The following is a 15,188-nucleotide window of genomic DNA, read 5'->3' as shown; positions in this document are numbered from 1 at the left end:
CCCCCCCCCCCCCCCCCCCCCCCCCCCCCCCCCCCCCCCCCCCCCCCCCCCCCCCCCCCCCCCCCCCCCCCCCCCCCCCCCCCCCCCCCCCCCCCCCGTTCAGGTGAGCCAGGACGGCCGGGACGTCTCGGAACGGGCGGGCGTCAGCAGCAGGAGGCGGCGAGGCGGGCGTCGGTCTCGGAGCCCTCGGGCGTGCAGCAGGTGCCGTCGCCGGCGACCTCGGAGAGCTCGACGTCGGTCTTGCCCTCCAGGTCGGGGCGGGCGTCGGCCTTCACGGTGTAGACCTCCCACGGCTCTCCGCCCGGACCGGTCACCCAGACCTTGTCCTGCACCGCGTAGCAGCAGGTGGTGCCTTCCTCCGGCCGGGTGGCCAGGCCCGCTTCCGCCAGCCGGCCGGTCGCGGCGGTGACCTCGTCGGTGGAGGGCACCTCGACGCCGAGGTGGTCCATGCGGGTCGGCTCCCCCGGCTCCCCCTCGAGCAGCACGAGCTTCAGCGGCGGCTCGGCGATGGCGAAGTTCGCGTAGCCGGGACGGCGCTTGGCGGGGACGGCGTCGAAGAGGCGCGAGTAGAAGTCGACGGCGGCGTCGAGGTCGGCGACGCGGAGGGCGAGCTGCACACGGGACATGGGAACCTCCTGGAGACAGACATCGACGGACGTCGATGCATGAGCCGACAATGAACACGTGACATCGATGCTTGTCAATACGACGTCTGTCGTTACGATGGCGGTCGACGTCCACGCGAGGAGCACCCATGAGCGAGCCCGACCTGACCTGCTGCACACCCCTGTCCGGTACGGCGATGTCCGCCGAGCAGGCCGAGCAGGTGGCCCCCCTCCTCAAGGCGCTGGCCGACCCGGTGCGCCTGCGGCTGATCAGCCTGATCGCCTCCAGCGGGAGCGGCGAGGCCTGCGTCTGCGACCTCAACGACGCCTTCGAGCTCACCCAGGCCACGATCAGCCACCACCTGAAGGTGCTCCACTCGGCCGGGCTGCTCGACCGGGAGAAGCGAGGGGTGTGGGTCTACTACGCCGTCCGCCCAGCCGCGCTCAGTGCCGTCGCCGGCCTCTTCGCCACGGCGGTGCCGGCATGAGCGACGCCGTCCGCGAGACCGCGCGCACCGACGTCCCCGCCGACGCGCCCGTCCTGCAGAAGCTGTCGACGCTGGACCGGTTCCTGCCGGTCTGGATCATCGTCGCGATGGCCCTCGGCCTCGCGCTGGGCCGCTGGGTCCCGGGCCTGGACGACGCCCTCTCGGCGGTCGAGGTCGGCGACGTCAGCCTGCCCATCGCCATCGGGCTGCTGCTGATGATGTACCCGGTGCTGGCCAAGGTCCGGTACTCCGAGCTCGACCGGGTCACCGGCGACCGGAAGCTGCTCGTCGCCAGCCTGGTGCTCAACTGGGTGCTCGGCCCGGCGCTGATGTTCGCGCTGGCCTGGCTGCTGCTGCCCGACCTGCCCGAGTACCGGACCGGCCTGATCATCGTGGGCCTGGCCCGCTGCATCGCGATGGTGCTGATCTGGAACGACCTGTCCTGCGGCGACCGCGAGGCCGGCGCCGTCCTGGTCGCGATCAACTCGGTCTTCCAGATCCTCGCCTTCGCCGCGCTCGGCTGGTTCTACCTGCAGGTGCTGCCGGGCTGGCTGGGCCTGTCCACGACGTCGGCGGAGTTCAGCTTCTGGGCGATCGTCGTCTCGGTGCTGGTCTTCCTGGGCATCCCGCTGCTGGCCGGCTTCCTGACCCGCACGATCGGTGAGCGGCAGAAGGGCCGCACCTGGTACGAGGAGCGGTTCCTGCCGCGCATCGGCCCGGTCGCGCTCTACGGGCTGCTGTTCACCATCGTCATGCTCTTCGCGCTGCAGGGCGACGCGATCACCTCGAACCCCTGGGACGTCGCCCGCATCGCGCTGCCGCTGCTGGCGTACTTCTTCCTGATGTTCGGCGGCTCGTTCCTGCTCGGCATGCGGCTGGGTCTGGGGTACGCGAAGACGGCGACACTGGCGTTCACCGCGGCCGGCAACAACTTCGAGCTGGCCATCGCCGTCGCGATCGGCACGTTCGGCGTCACCAGCGGTCAGGCGCTCGCCGGCGTCGTCGGTCCGCTGATCGAGGTGCCGGTCCTGGTCGCCCTGGTCTACGTCTCGCTGTGGGCCGCCCGCCGCTGGTTCCCCGGCGACCCGACCGTTCCGGCGGGCGTCGCCGCGGGAGCTCCGCGATGACGCGGCCGGTCGCGGCCGTCGGCTCGCCGGTGCGACTGGTCGAACTCGGCGCATGAGCCGCCGCCTGCTCGTGATCGGCGGGAGCGACGCCGGCATCTCCGCCGGCCTGCGCGCCCGCGAGCTGGACCCGTCCACCGAGGTCACCGTCGTGGTCGCCGACGCCTACCCGAACTTCTCCATCTGCGGGATCCCGTACTACGTCTCGGGCGAGGTACGGCCCTGGCAGTCGCTGGCACATCGCACCTACGCCGACCTTGAGGCGGCCGGGCTCACGTTGCGGGTCGGCACCCGGGCCACCCGTATCGACGTGGCCGGGCAGCGCATCACGGTGACCGGCCCGGACGGGACGGAGGAGCTGCTGGCCTACGACGAGCTGGTCGTGGGCACCGGCGCGCGTCCGGTCGTCCCCGACATCGACGGCGTCGGTCCGGACGCGCTGGGACCGGCTGACGGCGTGCACCTCCTCCACACGATCGACGACACCCACGCCCTGATGGCGAGCCTCACCGGCCGCCCGGTGCGCTCGGCGCTGGTCGTCGGGGCCGGCTACATCGGCGTGGAGATGTCGGAGGCGTTGGTCGCGCGGGGCATCACCACCACCGTGGCGCAGCGCCCGGCGGAGGTCCTGACCACCGTCGACGCCGAACTCGGTGCCCTGGTCCGCGCGGAGATGGCGGCCCACGGCGTCGAGGTGCTCACCGGCACCGGCGTCACCGGGCTGGCCCGGACCGGCGACGGCCGGATCGCCGTCACCGCCACGGGGACCCGGCTGGACCGCTCCTTCGACCTGGTGCTCCTCGTCGCCGGCGTCCGGCCGGACGTGCAGCTCCTGGTGGACGCCGGCGCGACCACCGGCGCCGGTGGAGCCGTGGTCGTGGACGAGACGATGGCCACCGGCCTGCCGCACGTGTGGGCGGCCGGCGACTGCGTGACCACCCACCACCGCCTGATGGGCACCATCTACCTGCCCCTGGGGACCACCGCGCACAAGCAGGGACGAGTGGCCGGCGCCAACGCCGTCGGTGGCCACGCCCGCTTCGCCGGCAGCGTCGGCACCCAGGTGGTCAAGGTCTTCGACCTGGTCGCCGCCCGCACCGGCCTGCTCGAGCACGAGGCGGCCGCCGCCGGTTTCCGGCCGGTCACCACGCAGACCACCCCGGACGACCACAAGGCCTACTACCCCGGCGCCCGGCCGATCACGATCCGGGTGACCGGCGACGCCGACACCGGCCGGCTGCTCGGCGCCCAGCTGGTCGGCCGGCTGGGCAGCGAGGTCGCCAAGCGCGCCGACGTCTTCGCGACGGCACTGTTCCACGCCATGACGGTGGAGAGCATGGCCGATCTCGACCTGGCCTACACACCGCCGCTCGGGTCGCCGTGGGACGCCGTCCAGATGGCCGCCCAGGCGTGGGGCCGGGAACACCGGCCCCCAGGGGTCACCGCCCCGTCCCCAGCACTGGCTCGATGAGACCCTCGATCAAGGAGATGCCGTGAGTGACCGCCCCAGCGTCCTGTTCGTCTGCGTGCACAACGCCGGCCGTTCCCAGATGGCCGCCGGCTGGCTGCGGCACCTGGCGGGCGACGCTGTCGAGGTCCGCTCGGCCGGCTCGGTGCCGGGCGACCAGGTGAACCCGTCCGCGGTCGAGGCGATGGCCGAGGTCGGCATCGACATCTCCGACCAGCGGCCCAAGGTGCTCACGACCGATGCGGTGGAGGCCTCCGACGTCGTCATCACCATGGGCTGCGGCGACGCCTGCCCGATCTTCCCGGGCAAGCGCTACCTGGACTGGGCACTGGAGGACCCGGCCGGCAAGGGCGTGGACTCGGTGCGCCCGATCCGCGACGAGATCGAGCGCCGCATCCGTGGGCTGCTCGCCGAGCTCGGGGTCAGCTCTCCCGCCTGAGCACGAAGAAGAACGGGTCGGGCAGGCCGCGCAGGTCCATCAGCCCGAGGACGGTCTGCGTGCTCACCCGCCGGAAGACGTCGATGATCGGCAGCCGGTCGTAGACCATCGCCGCGGTCACGACGCCGCGGTGCTCGATCATCCGCAGCCGCGCCTTCGGCCGGGTCGTCGTCAGCAGCGGCCGGACGGCGCGGAACACCGCCCGCGCCGCCCGGGAGTGCGCGAGCCCCGGCAGGTCGCGCAGCACGCCGACCGGGACCAGCGCCGGGTCGACCGGGCGCGGGCCCGATCCGGTGCCGAACAGCAGCGGGTGCACCGTCTCGGCGTCCACGAACTCCTTGCCCCACCAGCCGTAGGACTCGAGCAGCCCGTCCAGCGGCGACCCGGTGGGCACGCCGCTCCCCCGCCACCGGCCAGTCATCTCCGCGACGTCCACCGGGTCCGCGAAGTCGAACATCGCCAGCGCACCGGCACGGTCGACGAGGCCGCCGGTGGCGCGCGCCAGCCACTGGTCGGTGCTCAGAAACTCCAGCGTCATGCCACCGGGCGCTCGAAGGTGACCAGCACGCCGTCGACGCCGCCCGGGCCGATGCGGCCCTTCACCTCGACCGAGGTGATCGCCTTGAGCTGCCAGCCCTGGCGGGCGTGCTCGTTGAGCACCTTCTCCAGCTTCCCGCCGGACATCTTGCCGCCGATCATGCCCTCGCGGATCTCCTCGACCTTGTACTCGTAACGCGCGCCGGCCATGTGCCGCCCGTCCTCTCCATCCGGTTCGGTCCGTCGCCGCAACCCTGCCGCGCCACCTCCCCGGCGTCGAGGCGGACCGCTCGCACCGCGACCTAGTGATACGGATCACGGATGTGTAACGTCCGCCGCGGGGCGCCGCCGGCGCCGGGAGGAGCACGCGTGAGGACCACATCGAGAAGCCCGCGGCGCAGCCGCTGGGCCGCCGTCCTGCTGGGCGCACTGATGGTGACCGCCGTTCCCGGGACGGCCGCCGCCGACCCCGGCACGAGCTCCGGCGAGGGCCCGGCGGACCCGTTGCCGGTCGTGTTCGTGCACGGCAACAGCGGCTCGGCCGCCCAGTGGCAGTCGCAGTTCCAGCGGTTCACCAGCAACGGCTATCCCCAGTACCTGCTGTTCGCCTACGAGTACGACACCAGCGGGAGCGACAACACCCAGGCGATCGCGGAGCTCGATCCGTTCCTGGACGCCGTGCTGGCGAGCACCGGCGCGGAGCAGGTGCTGCTCGCGGCGCACTCGCGCGGCACCACGGTCAGCCACGCCTACCTGACCGAGCCGGACCAGGCGGCGAAGGTCGCCAAGTACGTGAACCTCGACGGGCGCAGCGCCGAGACGCCGCCGGGCGGGGTCCCGACGCTGGCGATCTGGGGCGAGTGGAACTCCCCGCCCGACCCCCGCCGCGGCAGCGTCGGCGTGATCGACGGCGCGGTGGCCAACCTCTACAACCCCGACCAGGGCCACACCGAGGCCGCGTCGTCGGCCCGCACCTTCGCCGCCGTGTACGAGTTCTTCACCGGGGCCGCGCCGGCGACCACCGACATCCTGCCGGAGCCGCCGGCCGAGGTGACCGTGGCCGGGCGCGCCGTTCTCTTCCCGCAGAACGTCGGTTTCGAGGGCGCCACCCTGGACGTCTGGCGGGTCAGCACGCGGACCGGGCGGCACACCAGCGCCTCCCCGGTGGCGACGATCCCCATCACCGGGGACGGCTCCTTCGGCCCGCTGAACCTGTACGGCCGGCACAGCTACGAGTTCGCCCTCACGCGGCCCGACGGCTCGGTCCACCACTTCTACCAGTCGCCGTTCGCCCGGTCCGACCACTTCGTCCGGCTCAACAGCGGCATCGCCGGTGAGGGGCTCGAGGCGTTCGTGCCCAAGTCCGAGCAGCACACCAACCTGGCGCTGATCCGGGCGCGGGAGGTCTGGGGCGACCAGGGGGCCGCCTCCGACGTCATCACCGTCGACGTCATCGGGGACCGCGCCGGCCCCCTCGACGTGACGACCCCGGCCACCACGCCGCGCACGAGCACCGAGGGCACGTTCGGGCGGGTCGGCGAGGTCAACGCCCTGTTCCTCACCGACGTCGGCGCCCGCACGCCGACCGGGTACGCCGCCCCCGACCAGGCCACCGACCTGGCCAAGGGCGACCTGTTCCCGTTCAACACGCTGACGTTCCTCAACGCGGTCGACGCCTACCTGCCGGCCACGCCGCGCGGGACGCACCCGATCCGCATCGAGGTCCAGCCGCGCGACGGCGGGGTGCCCGAGACCATCACCGTCCCGAACTACCCGTCGACGGACCACCGCATCTCGGTGATCCTCCGCGACTCGACGCAGGAGGACTACGCGTTCGGGGCTCGTCGCTGATCGGCGGGTGCGGCCCGGTGGCGCTCAGCCGCCGGGCCGCACCCACCCGGCCTCGAGCAGCGCCGTCTGCACCCGGTCGGCCGCCTCGACGGCGACCGGCCGGCCGGCGACGAGGTCGGCGTACAGGAACGCCTCCGCCAGCTTGACCAGGGCGTAGGCCAGGCTCTCCCGGTCGATGATCGGTCGCAGCCGGCCGGCCCGTTCGTCGCTCTCGATCAGCCCCACGGCCACCTGCACCGCACGCGGCTCCACCGGTCCGGCGGGATCGGTGAGCACCCGGAGCGCCAGCTCGGGCTCGCCGTCGATGAAGGCCCGGATCCCGGTGCTGCCGACGACCCCGGCGTTGAAGGCCCGGAGCACCCGCGCGCTGCGGAGCTCCGGATCGCCCGGGGCTCGCCGGGCGTCCTCCGCCTCGGTGCAGGCGCGCCAGCCCCGCTCGGCCAGGTACCAGACCGCCTCGCCGACCAGCCGCTCGCGGCCGCCGACGTGCCGGTGCAGCGTCATCCGGGAGACCCCGAGCTCGTCGGCCAGCGCACCCATGTCGATGCGCCGGCCCTCGTGGACCCACCTGGCCGCGCGGGCGATCACCGTTCCGGCGTCGACCCGCCCGCGAGCGGGGCGGTTTCCGGCGGGGTCCACGGACCGCATCGTCGCAGAACCGGGCGGTTGCTCCCCAGGACCGGTGGGCACGGCTACCGGCCGTCGGCGGCGGACAGCGCCCGCTCCAGCTCCGGCGTCAGCCGCGGGATGGGCTGGGTGTCGCCGCTTCCGGGACGACCACCGGAGGAGACGACGAGGCTGCGCATCGCCGCCGCGACCGCGTCCGGGTGGACACGGGCGGCCGGGATCCGCGCCCCGGTCGTCGCCGGCTCCGGCAGGGCGAGCGGGGTGACCACCGTGGCCGCCCAGCGGGCCGCACCCGCCCCGAAGGCGGTCGCCGACAGCGCGGCCAGCTGGACCCACTGCCGTCCCACGAACTGCACGCGGTGGACGTCGTCGGCCCGGGAACGCACGGTCGCGCGGAAGACGACGTGCGCGGCCCGGTCGGGCACCCTGATGGCGAGCTCGACCTCGCTCCCGACCGACGCCCCGACCCCTCGGACGCGCACCTGCGCGCCACCCAGGGAGACGTCGACGAGCCGGGCCGGGGCGCCGTCGACCACCGCGGGCAGCGCGGCCGGGAACCGATGGCCGTCGCGCCGCTCGGCGGAGAAACGGGGGTCCCGGATCCGCCGGATGCCGGCCAGCACGAAGCAGAGGGTGGTCGCCACCCAGAACACCGGGACCAGGGTGGTGCCGTCGATCCGGTGGTCGGTCGGCGTCCACCCCGCGACGCTGGCCAGCGTGTAGAGCAGGCTGCCGGCGAGCACGCCGGCCAGCACCAGGAGCAGCGCCGGCACCCGGGCGCGGGTCCGGTCCGCGCCGGTCCGCCCCTTGGCGGTCACCGCGAACCGCCCGGTGCCCCGCAGCACCAGCGACAGCGTGGCGGCGAGGTTGGAGGGCAGCCGGACCACCTCGAACAGCAGCGCGAACCGCGCCGGGGCGAAGCCGCGGGCCAGCAGCGTGAGCGCCACCTGCTGGAGGAGGAACGGGACGCCGGCCATGACGGCGAACTGCGCCGGCGGCGCCTCGACCGGGAACAGCCCGGTCACCAGCACCGTCACCGGGACCAGCGCCAGCCCCAGCGTGCGCCACGAGTCGAACCACGCCGAGAGCGAGTAGACGTAGCCCAGCCGCTGGCGCAGGGTCAGCCCGGTCGCGGTGAGCGGGTTGTCGTGCCGGAGCACCTGCATCGCGCCCCTGCCCCACCGGCGGCGCTGGGCGTAGAAGGCGTCCGGGCTGCCGGCCGCGAGACCGCGGGCCAGCACCTCGTTGTGGTAGACGCTCCGCCAGCCGGCGCGGTGCAGCTTCGTCGTGGTGTGGAAGTCCTCGGTGAGCGATTCCGTCGCCACCCCGCCTATCTCCCGCAGCGCGTCGGCGCGCAGCACGGCGTTGGTGCCGCACCAGAAGGCGGCGCCGGCGTGCTGCTTGCCCGCCTGGATCACCCGGTAGAACAGCGACTCCTCGTGCAGGTCGACGCCCGGACGCAGGTGCTCGAAGGAGCTGGTGTTGTAGAAGTGCTGCGGCGTCTGGACCAGCGCCAGCCGCGCGTCGGCGAAGTAGGGCACCGTCCGGGTGAGGAACTCCGGCTCCGGCACGTGGTCGGCGTCGAACACGGCCACCAGCTCGGTGCGCACCAGCGCCAGCGCGTGGTTGAGGTTCCCGGCCTTGGCGTGGTCGTGCTCGGGGCGGCTGACGTAGCGAGCGCCGAGGGCGGTGACCATCTCCTCCACCTCGAGCCGGTCGCCGTCGTCGAGCACCCAGGTCTCGTGATCGCCCTCCATCGCCAGGCAGGCGGCGACGGTGGGCAGCAGCACGTCGAGGTGCTCGTCGTAGGTGGCGACCAGGACGGTCACCGACGGCGGCGGGCCGGGGCGCGGCGGGGGCACCCTCGCCGGGGCGACGTCCCACGTGGTCATCACGAACAGCACGAGGGCGACGCCGCCGTAGATCTCCAGCGCCAGGAACGGCACGCCGATCCACAGCGCCGGCCCCTCGGGCAGGGTCGCCAGCAGCCGCCAGGTCAGGTAGCCGGCCGTGGTCAGGACGGCGGCGACGGCGACGGTCCGCACCACGACCAGCCGCAGCGCGCTCTCCGGCGCGGGCACGGCGTCGCGCGCTCCCGTGGGGCGGCCCAGCCCCGCCCGCTCGATGCTCACCCGGCCTCATCGACATCTCCGGGCGCCCCGCACATCCCCCCGAGGGGGGAGACACCCCTCGGAGGGCGGGTCCAGCTCCGCCGCGGACCGGTCCGCGCGGGTCAGGCGCCGGTGCGGGGGGCCTCCCACAGGTCGATGCCGCTGTCGACGGCGTGCTGGTCGATCGCCGCCAGCTCGTCGTCGGAGAAGTCGAGCCGCGCCAGCGCCCCGACGTTCTGCTCCAGCTGCCCGACGCTGCTGGCGCCCACGAGCACCGTGGTCACCCGCTCGTCCCGCAGCGCCCACGCGAGCGCCATCTGCGCCAGGCTCTGCCCGCGCCCCTGCGCGATGTCGTTCAGCGCGCGGACGTGACCCAGCGCCTCGTCGGTGAGGAAGTCTGGTGACAGCGACTTGCCCTGGCTGGCGCGTGAGCCCTCCGGGACGCCGCCGAGGTACTTGTCCGTGAGCATCCCCTGCGCGAGCGGGGAGAACGCGATGCAGCCGGCGCCCACGTCGGCGAGGGTGTCGAGCAGCCCGTCGCGCTCGATCCAGCGGTTGAGCATGGAGTACGAGGGCTGGTGGATCAGCAGCGGCGTGCCCAGGTCGGCCAGGATCGCCGCCGCCCGCGCGGTGTCCTCCGGCGAGTAGGAGGAGATGCCGGCGTAGAGCGCCCTGCCCGAGCGGACCGCGGTGTCCAGCGCGCCCATCGTCTCCTCGAGCGGCGTGCTGGGGTCGGGCCGGTGCGAGTAGAAGATGTCGACGTGCTCCAGGCCCATCCGGGTCAGCGACTGGTCCAGGCTCGACAGCAGGTACTTGCGCGAGCCACCGCCCTGGCCGTACGGGCCGGGCCACATGTCGTAGCCGGCCTTGGTGCTGATCACCAGCTCGTCGCGGTAGGGCCGGAAGTCGTCGGCCAGGTGCCGGCCGAAGTTGGTCTCCGCGCTGCCGTAGGGCGGTCCGTAGTTGTTGGCCAGGTCGATGTGCGTGATGCCCAGGTCGAAGGCCCGGCGGAGGATGGCGCGCTGCCGGTCGAACGGCACGTCGTCGCCGAAGTTGTGCCACAGGCCCAGGCTGATCACCGGGAGGTCCAGGCCGCTGCGGCCGGTGCGCCGGTAGGTCATGGAGTCGTAGCGGTCGTCGGCTGCGGAGTAGGGCATCCCTGCATCCTTTCCCCGACGACGGCGGCGCGCGCGACGAGGGCCGGGACCGATCGGGGCCTGGCCGCCCGGCCGGGGCTCTAGGCTGGGCGACGACCTCGCCGACCGACCCCGGGAGCCCCCGTGCTGCTGCGCCTGATCGGACTCCTGCTGGTGGTGTGGCTGGTGGTCTCGATCATCGGCGCGCTGGTCGAGGGGCTGTTCTGGCTCCTGCTCGTCGGCGCGGTCCTCTTCCTGGCCACTGCCGCCTTCGGCTGGCTGAAGCGCGACGACCGGGTCTGACCCGCCCGTCGCCGGCGGGCTCACTCGCCGTCGACGTCGCCGCCTGCTCCGTCGGCGAAGGGCTGCGGATCGGTGCTCCAGCCGGCGGCCGGCGGCGGACCGGGCGCAGGTTGCTCGGTGACCTGGTCGGCGGGTCGGACCCGGACGCCGGCCTCCAGGGCGTCCAGGTCGACGGCGAAGCGGTTCTCGGTCATGGGCCGACCCTCCCGCCCCGGCGCCGCGCCGTCCAGCCCTGCCGCCGCCCTCAGTCGCCCATCCGCTCGCCGGTGCGGCGTCGAACAGGTGGACACGGCCGGGCTGCGGCCGGACGTGGACGATCGACCCGCTGCAGTGGCCGTCCGCGCGGTCGTGGGTCTCGCACGGCGAGAATGAGGTGCCATGTCAGCAACCGACCGTCTCGGAACTGCCTGCCTGATGCCCGGGTTCGCCGGTCCGGTGGTCCCCGACGCGCTCGGGGGCGCGCTGCCCGGGTTCTGCCCGTACGGGCAGGACCTCCCGGCCGACCGCTCGGGCGACGGGCCCGTCCGGGTCGCGCCCCCGAGCGCGGGAGCGAGGACGGCGGTCGGCGAGACCTTGGCGGGCCGGTGACCACGGCACGGGGTTGGCGCACGCTGCTGCGCGGGGGCCGCAAGCTCGACGCCGACGGACGCCGGGACGGCTTCTGGGTGCTCTTCGACGGCGGCACGATCGCCGCCTGCGGCACGGCGGAGCCACCGCTCGCGGACCGGGTCGTGGACCTGGCCGGGGCCTGGCTGGCCCCGGGCTTCGTCGACCTGCACGTGCACGGTGGGGGCGGGCACGCCGCCGAGAACGGCACCGACGGCATGCGGGGCGCGCTGGCGGCGCACCGGGCGCACGGCACCACCCGGTCGCTGATCAGCCTGGTGGCGGCGCCGGTCGAGCAGCTGGCGGCCTCCCTCGCCGCGATCGCCGACCTCGCCGAGGCCGACGACCGGGTGCTGGGGGCGCACCTCGAGGGCCCCTTCCTCGCGTCGTCCCGCTGCGGGGCGCACGACCCCGCCCACCTGCGGGCCCCGACGCCGGAGGTCGTCGAGCGCCTGCTGCGGGCGTCCCGCGGCACGCTGCGCCAGGTGACGATCGCCCCCGAGCTGCCGGGCGCGCTGGACGCCGTCGGCCGGTTCGCCGCGGCGGGGGTGACGGTGGCCGTCGGCCACACCGAGGCCGAGATGGCGCTCACCGCCCGGGCGTTCGACGCCGGTGCGCGGCTGCTCACCCACGCCTTCAACGCGATGCCGGGGCTGGGCCACCGCTCCCCCGGTCCGGTCGGCGCCGCGCTCGCCGACCGGCGGGTGACGCTGGAGCTGGTGCTCGACGGGCACCACGTGCACCCGACGGTGGCGGGGCTGCTGCTCGCGGCCGCACCGGGGCGGGTCGCGCTGGTCTCCGACGCGATGGCGGCCGCGGGCGGGGGCGACGGCACGTACCGCCTGGGCCGCTCCGACGTCGTCGTGCGCGACGGCCGGGCCCTGCTGGCCGGCACCGGCACCCTCGCCGGGTCCACGCTGACGCTGGACGCCGCGCTGCGGCGCGCGGTCCAGGTGGTCGGGCTGGACCCGGTCGCCGCCGTGACGGCGCTGACCACCACGCCCGCGCGGGTGCTCGGGCTGGACGACCGCATCGGCCGGCTGGCACCGGGACAGCCGGCCGACGCCGTGGTGCTCGACGACGACTGGTCGGTCCGTGCGGTATGGGTCAGGGGGCGGCCCGTCCCGTGACCCGGCCGGGGATCCGGGCGGACCGGCGGTCGTGCTGCAGTGCGCGAGCACGGCCGCCCCCCTACAGGTGGAGGGCTCCCTGCCGATGGACAAGGGGTGCGACGACCACTACTGGCCCTGACCGTCAGCGCCCTGCTCGCCACCGCCGCGTGCGGCACCACCGACGGCAGCACCGGGGACGCGGCCGACCGGGAGTGCCCGCCGGCGCAGCTCGGCCGCCCGGGCGCCGGGAGCGGGATCTACGTCGGCGTCAACCTGGACTGGGGATCGCAGACACTGGCCGAGTACGCGACCGCCCTCGGCTCGCCCCCCGCGGTCGCCGTCTCGTTCACCGGCTTCCCCTTCTCCCCCGCCGACGGGACCAACCTCGACGCCGCCGTCGAGCAGGTGCGGGCCGACGGCGGCCTGCTGCTGCTCACGCTCGAGCCGCACAACGGCCTGGCCGCCGTCACCGACGAGGTGACTGCTGACCTGGCCGAGCGGCTGGCCGGGTACAACGGCCGCGGGGTGCCCGTCGTCGTCCGGTTCGCGCACGAGATGAACGGCTCCTGGTACCCGTGGGGCCAGCAGCCCGCCGCGTACGTCGAGGCGTTCCGGCGGGTGGCCGGGGCCGTCCACGCCGGGGCGCCCGGCTCGGCGGTCATGTGGGCCCCGAACTACGGCGGCGGGTACCCGTTCACCGGCGGCGCCCACACCGCCTCCGCCGTCGACGTCCCGGCCCTCGACACCGACGGCGACGGCGCGCTGTCCGCCGCCGACGACCCCTACGCCCCGTACTGGCCGGGCGAGGACGCCGTCGACTGGGTGGGGATGTCGCTGTACCACTGGGGGGACGCGTACCCGTGGGGAGAGAACGAGGTCCCGGAGCCGGGCAAGTTCGTCGCCCAGCTCACCGGCACCTACGTCGGCCGGGGCGGCGACGACCGCGGGCTGCCGGACTTCCACGCCGCCTACGGCGAGCGCTACGGCAAGCCGGTGGCCGTGCCCGAGACGGCGGCGTTCTTCGCGCCCGGCGCCGGCGGCGCCGACGAGCTGGCCGTCAAGCAGGCCTGGTGGCAGCAGCTGTTCGACCCGCAGCTGGCCGAGCGCCTGCCGCGGCTGGCGATGGTCAACTGGTTCGAGTGGGCCAAGGACGAGCCTGAGGTCGGCGGCCTCGTGGACTGGCGGGCGGCCGGCTCCCCAGGGGTGCGCGAGGCGTTCCGCGCCGACCTCCCGGGCTGGGCCCTCGACGCCGGCGACGTCCCCCGCTGCGGCACCTGACGTACGCGGCGGCGCGGCACGCCCCGGGTCCCTAGGCTCGGCGCCCGTGAACCCCCGCACCGAGACCGTCCGCGGCGCCGCCGGCTACCTGCGGTCGTGGCTGGAGGCACAGGTGCGGCACCGGCGGGTGCCCGGCGTGCAGGTGGCCGTCCGCCACGGCGGGGAACAGCTGCTGTCCGCCGCGATCGGGAGCGCCGACGTGTCCACCGGCGCGCCGCTGACCCCGGGGCACCTGTTCCGGATCGCCTCCCACTCCAAGACGTTCACCGCCACCGCCGTCCTGCAGCTGGTCGAGGCCGGGCGCATGCGGCTGGACGACCCGATCGGCCGGTACGTGCCCGAGCTGGACCGGGCCGGCTCGCCGGTGGCCCGGGTGACCGTCCGCGAGCTGCTCGGCCACCAGGCCGGGGTCACCCGCGACGGCGCGGACGCCGACTTCTGGCAGCTGGAGCGCCCCTTCCCGGACCGCGCGGGGGTGGTCGAGGAGGCGCTGCGCGCGGGGCCGGTGCACCGGCGCAACGAGCACTTCAAGTACTCCAACGTCGGCTACGCCCTGGTGGGCCTGGCGATCGAGGCCGTCACCGGCGCCTCCTACGCCGACGTGGTGCGCACCCGGATCATCGAGCCGCTCGGCCTGACCCGGACCGGCGCCGACCACGACGCCGCGCGCGCCGGCGAGTTCGTCAGTGGCCACACCGGCCTGCTGCTCGGCGAGGACGCCCGCGAGCCGATCGGGCCCGTCGACACCCGCGCCATGGCCGCGGCGACGGGCTTCTACTCGACCGCCGAGGAGCTCTCGCTGTACGGGGCGGCGCACGTGCTCGGCGACGAGCGGCTCCTCACCGACGACTCGAAGCGGCTGATGCAGCGCCTGGAGTCGGTGGTCACCGCCTACGGCACCGAGGTGGGCCGGTACGGCGTCGGCCTGGTGCTGACCACCGTGGGCGAGCGACACCTCGTCGGGCACAGCGGTGGCTTCCCTGGGCAGATCACGGTGACGTTCGTCGACCCCTGCGACGGACTGGTCGTCAGCGTCCTCACCAACGCGATCGACGGACCGGCCGAGGAGCTGGCCACCGGCCTCGTCACGCTGATCGACGTGGCGCTGCACCCCCGCGCCGAGGTGCCCACCGCACCGCCCGGCACCCCGCCTCTGGAGACGTTCACCGGCCGGTTCGCCAACCTCTGGGGGGTCCTGGACGTCGCCGAGCTCGGCGGGCGGTTGGTCCTCGTCCGCCCCACGCTCGCCGCTCCGCTGCCGGGCGTCGAGGAGCTGGAGGTCGTGGACGCGAACACCCTGCGGGTCGCCGCGCAGCCCAGCTTCGGGCCGGCCGGCGAGCTGGTCCCGCTGGAGCGGGACGCGAACGGACGGGTCGTGTCGCTGCGGCTGGGCGGGGTGACCAGCCGGCCGGTCGAGGAGTTCCGCCGCCGGCGCGCCGCGATGACCGGCGCGGCTCCGTCCGCCGACGTCCGCTAGCGCCCCGGCGTCCTCGGCCGGTGCTG

17 protein-coding genes are annotated in these 15,188 nt (G+C 74.6%); 10 read left to right on the top strand and 7 right to left on the bottom strand.

Annotated features, from left to right (window positions below; translation table 11 throughout):
• Positions 1–143: 143 nt before the first annotated feature.
• On the bottom strand, positions 144–626 hold the full coding sequence (locus ACI79T_RS18190) for an ArsI/CadI family heavy metal resistance metalloenzyme (RefSeq protein ID WP_456611501.1): 483 nt from the start codon (positions 624–626) through the stop codon (positions 144–146).
• A 128-nt stretch (positions 627–754) separates the two neighbouring features.
• Here ACI79T_RS18190 and ACI79T_RS18185 point away from each other — a divergent pair, with 128 nt between their 5' ends.
• The 4 genes from ACI79T_RS18185 to ACI79T_RS18170 are packed head-to-tail and all read left to right on the top strand — an operon-like array spanning position 755 to position 4,124.
• On the top strand, positions 755–1,093 hold the full coding sequence (locus ACI79T_RS18185) for a metalloregulator ArsR/SmtB family transcription factor (RefSeq protein ID WP_456611500.1): 339 nt from the start codon (positions 755–757) through the stop codon (positions 1,091–1,093).
• Entirely contained in the window at positions 1,090–2,220 is a 1,131-nt protein-coding gene (arsB, locus tag ACI79T_RS18180) for an ACR3 family arsenite efflux transporter (protein ID WP_456611499.1), read from the top strand. The genes ACI79T_RS18185 and arsB overlap by 4 nt, the downstream gene beginning before the upstream one ends.
• A 52-nt stretch (positions 2,221–2,272) precedes the next feature.
• On the top strand, positions 2,273–3,688 hold the full coding sequence (locus tag ACI79T_RS18175; RefSeq protein WP_456611498.1) for an FAD-dependent oxidoreductase: 1,416 nt from the start codon (positions 2,273–2,275) through the stop codon (positions 3,686–3,688).
• A 22-nt stretch (positions 3,689–3,710) separates the two neighbouring features.
• Positions 3,711–4,124: an arsenate reductase ArsC gene (locus ACI79T_RS18170; RefSeq protein WP_456611497.1), complete on the top strand. Its 414-nt coding sequence runs from the start codon at positions 3,711–3,713 to the stop codon at positions 4,122–4,124.
• On the opposite strand, the gene ACI79T_RS18165 is transcribed toward ACI79T_RS18170, so the two are convergent.
• On the bottom strand, positions 4,108–4,662 hold the full coding sequence (locus ACI79T_RS18165; RefSeq protein ID WP_456611496.1) for a DUF4334 domain-containing protein: 555 nt from the start codon (positions 4,660–4,662) through the stop codon (positions 4,108–4,110). The genes ACI79T_RS18170 and ACI79T_RS18165 overlap by 17 nt on opposite strands.
• The gene (locus ACI79T_RS18160) at positions 4,659–4,871 is read right to left on the bottom strand and encodes a DUF4177 domain-containing protein (RefSeq protein ID WP_456611495.1); all 213 of its coding nucleotides are present in this window, start codon (positions 4,869–4,871) and stop codon (positions 4,659–4,661) included. The genes ACI79T_RS18165 and ACI79T_RS18160 overlap by 4 nt, the downstream gene beginning before the upstream one ends.
• A 159-nt stretch (positions 4,872–5,030) precedes the next feature.
• Between ACI79T_RS18160 and ACI79T_RS18155 the strand changes: the two genes are divergently transcribed.
• Positions 5,031–6,512 (top strand): hypothetical protein, encoded by a 1,482-nt coding sequence (locus tag ACI79T_RS18155; protein WP_456611494.1) that lies wholly within the window; start codon positions 5,031–5,033, stop codon positions 6,510–6,512.
• 24 nt (positions 6,513–6,536) lie between these two features.
• Here ACI79T_RS18155 and ACI79T_RS18150 read toward each other — a convergent pair whose 3' ends face one another.
• From ACI79T_RS18150 to mgrA, 3 genes are all read right to left on the bottom strand, one after another.
• A complete protein-coding gene (locus ACI79T_RS18150; RefSeq protein ID WP_456611493.1) occupies positions 6,537–7,151 on the bottom strand; it encodes a QsdR family transcriptional regulator in 615 nt (204 codons plus the stop codon).
• A gap of 53 nt (positions 7,152–7,204) precedes the next feature.
• Positions 7,205–9,271, bottom strand: coding sequence for a glycosyltransferase (locus ACI79T_RS18145; protein WP_456611492.1), 2,067 nt, complete (start codon positions 9,269–9,271; stop codon positions 7,205–7,207).
• A gap of 101 nt (positions 9,272–9,372) precedes the next feature.
• Entirely contained in the window at positions 9,373–10,407 is a 1,035-nt protein-coding gene (gene mgrA, locus ACI79T_RS18140; RefSeq protein ID WP_456611491.1) for an L-glyceraldehyde 3-phosphate reductase, read from the bottom strand.
• A 123-nt stretch (positions 10,408–10,530) separates the two neighbouring features.
• Here mgrA and ACI79T_RS18135 point away from each other — a divergent pair, with 123 nt between their 5' ends.
• Positions 10,531–10,689: a hypothetical protein gene (locus tag ACI79T_RS18135; protein ID WP_456611490.1), complete on the top strand. Its 159-nt coding sequence runs from the start codon at positions 10,531–10,533 to the stop codon at positions 10,687–10,689.
• A gap of 20 nt (positions 10,690–10,709) precedes the next feature.
• Here the strand turns inward: ACI79T_RS18135 and ACI79T_RS18130 are convergent, their stop codons facing one another.
• The gene (locus ACI79T_RS18130; RefSeq protein ID WP_456611489.1) at positions 10,710–10,883 is read right to left on the bottom strand and encodes a hypothetical protein; all 174 of its coding nucleotides are present in this window, start codon (positions 10,881–10,883) and stop codon (positions 10,710–10,712) included.
• A gap of 184 nt (positions 10,884–11,067) precedes the next feature.
• Between ACI79T_RS18130 and ACI79T_RS18125 the strand changes: the two genes are divergently transcribed.
• The 4 genes from ACI79T_RS18125 to ACI79T_RS18110 all read left to right on the top strand — a co-directional run bounded on the left by ACI79T_RS18125 (position 11,068) and on the right by ACI79T_RS18110 (position 15,162).
• Positions 11,068–11,277: a hypothetical protein gene (locus tag ACI79T_RS18125; RefSeq protein ID WP_456611488.1), complete on the top strand. Its 210-nt coding sequence runs from the start codon at positions 11,068–11,070 to the stop codon at positions 11,275–11,277.
• A complete protein-coding gene (gene nagA, locus ACI79T_RS18120) occupies positions 11,274–12,425 on the top strand; it encodes an N-acetylglucosamine-6-phosphate deacetylase (protein WP_456611487.1) in 1,152 nt (383 codons plus the stop codon). Before ACI79T_RS18125 ends, nagA begins: the two co-directional genes overlap by 4 nt.
• A gap of 96 nt (positions 12,426–12,521) precedes the next feature.
• Positions 12,522–13,685 carry a glycoside hydrolase family 26 protein gene (locus ACI79T_RS18115; protein ID WP_456611486.1) on the top strand — a complete coding sequence of 388 codons (1,164 nt, stop codon included), beginning with the start codon at positions 12,522–12,524 and terminating at the stop codon, positions 13,683–13,685.
• Positions 13,686–13,731: 46 nt separating this feature from the next.
• Positions 13,732–15,162 carry a serine hydrolase gene (locus ACI79T_RS18110; protein ID WP_456611485.1) on the top strand — a complete coding sequence of 477 codons (1,431 nt, stop codon included), beginning with the start codon at positions 13,732–13,734 and terminating at the stop codon, positions 15,160–15,162.
• Positions 15,163–15,188 lie beyond the last annotated feature (26 nt).

The sequence above is a fragment of the Blastococcus sp. SYSU DS0619 genome (genome assembly GCF_054051035.1).
This window is presented reverse-complemented; position numbering and strand designations above follow the sequence as displayed.

Coding starts and splice junctions, on each gene's coding strand:
- ACI79T_RS18190 (WP_456611501.1), bottom strand. CDS start 626: ATGTCCCGTGTGCAGCTCGCCCTCCGCGTCGCCGACCTCGACGCCGCC.
- ACI79T_RS18185 (WP_456611500.1), top strand. CDS start 755: ATGAGCGAGCCCGACCTGACCTGCTGCACACCCCTGTCCGGTACGGCG.
- arsB (WP_456611499.1), top strand. CDS start 1,090: ATGAGCGACGCCGTCCGCGAGACCGCGCGCACCGACGTCCCCGCCGAC.
- ACI79T_RS18175 (WP_456611498.1), top strand. CDS start 2,273: ATGAGCCGCCGCCTGCTCGTGATCGGCGGGAGCGACGCCGGCATCTCC.
- ACI79T_RS18165 (WP_456611496.1), bottom strand. CDS start 4,662: ATGACGCTGGAGTTTCTGAGCACCGACCAGTGGCTGGCGCGCGCCACC.
- ACI79T_RS18160 (WP_456611495.1), bottom strand. CDS start 4,871: ATGGCCGGCGCGCGTTACGAGTACAAGGTCGAGGAGATCCGCGAGGGC.
- mgrA (WP_456611491.1), bottom strand. CDS start 10,407: ATGCCCTACTCCGCAGCCGACGACCGCTACGACTCCATGACCTACCGG.
- ACI79T_RS18130 (WP_456611489.1), bottom strand. CDS start 10,883: ATGACCGAGAACCGCTTCGCCGTCGACCTGGACGCCCTGGAGGCCGGC.
- ACI79T_RS18125 (WP_456611488.1), top strand. CDS start 11,068: ATGTCAGCAACCGACCGTCTCGGAACTGCCTGCCTGATGCCCGGGTTC.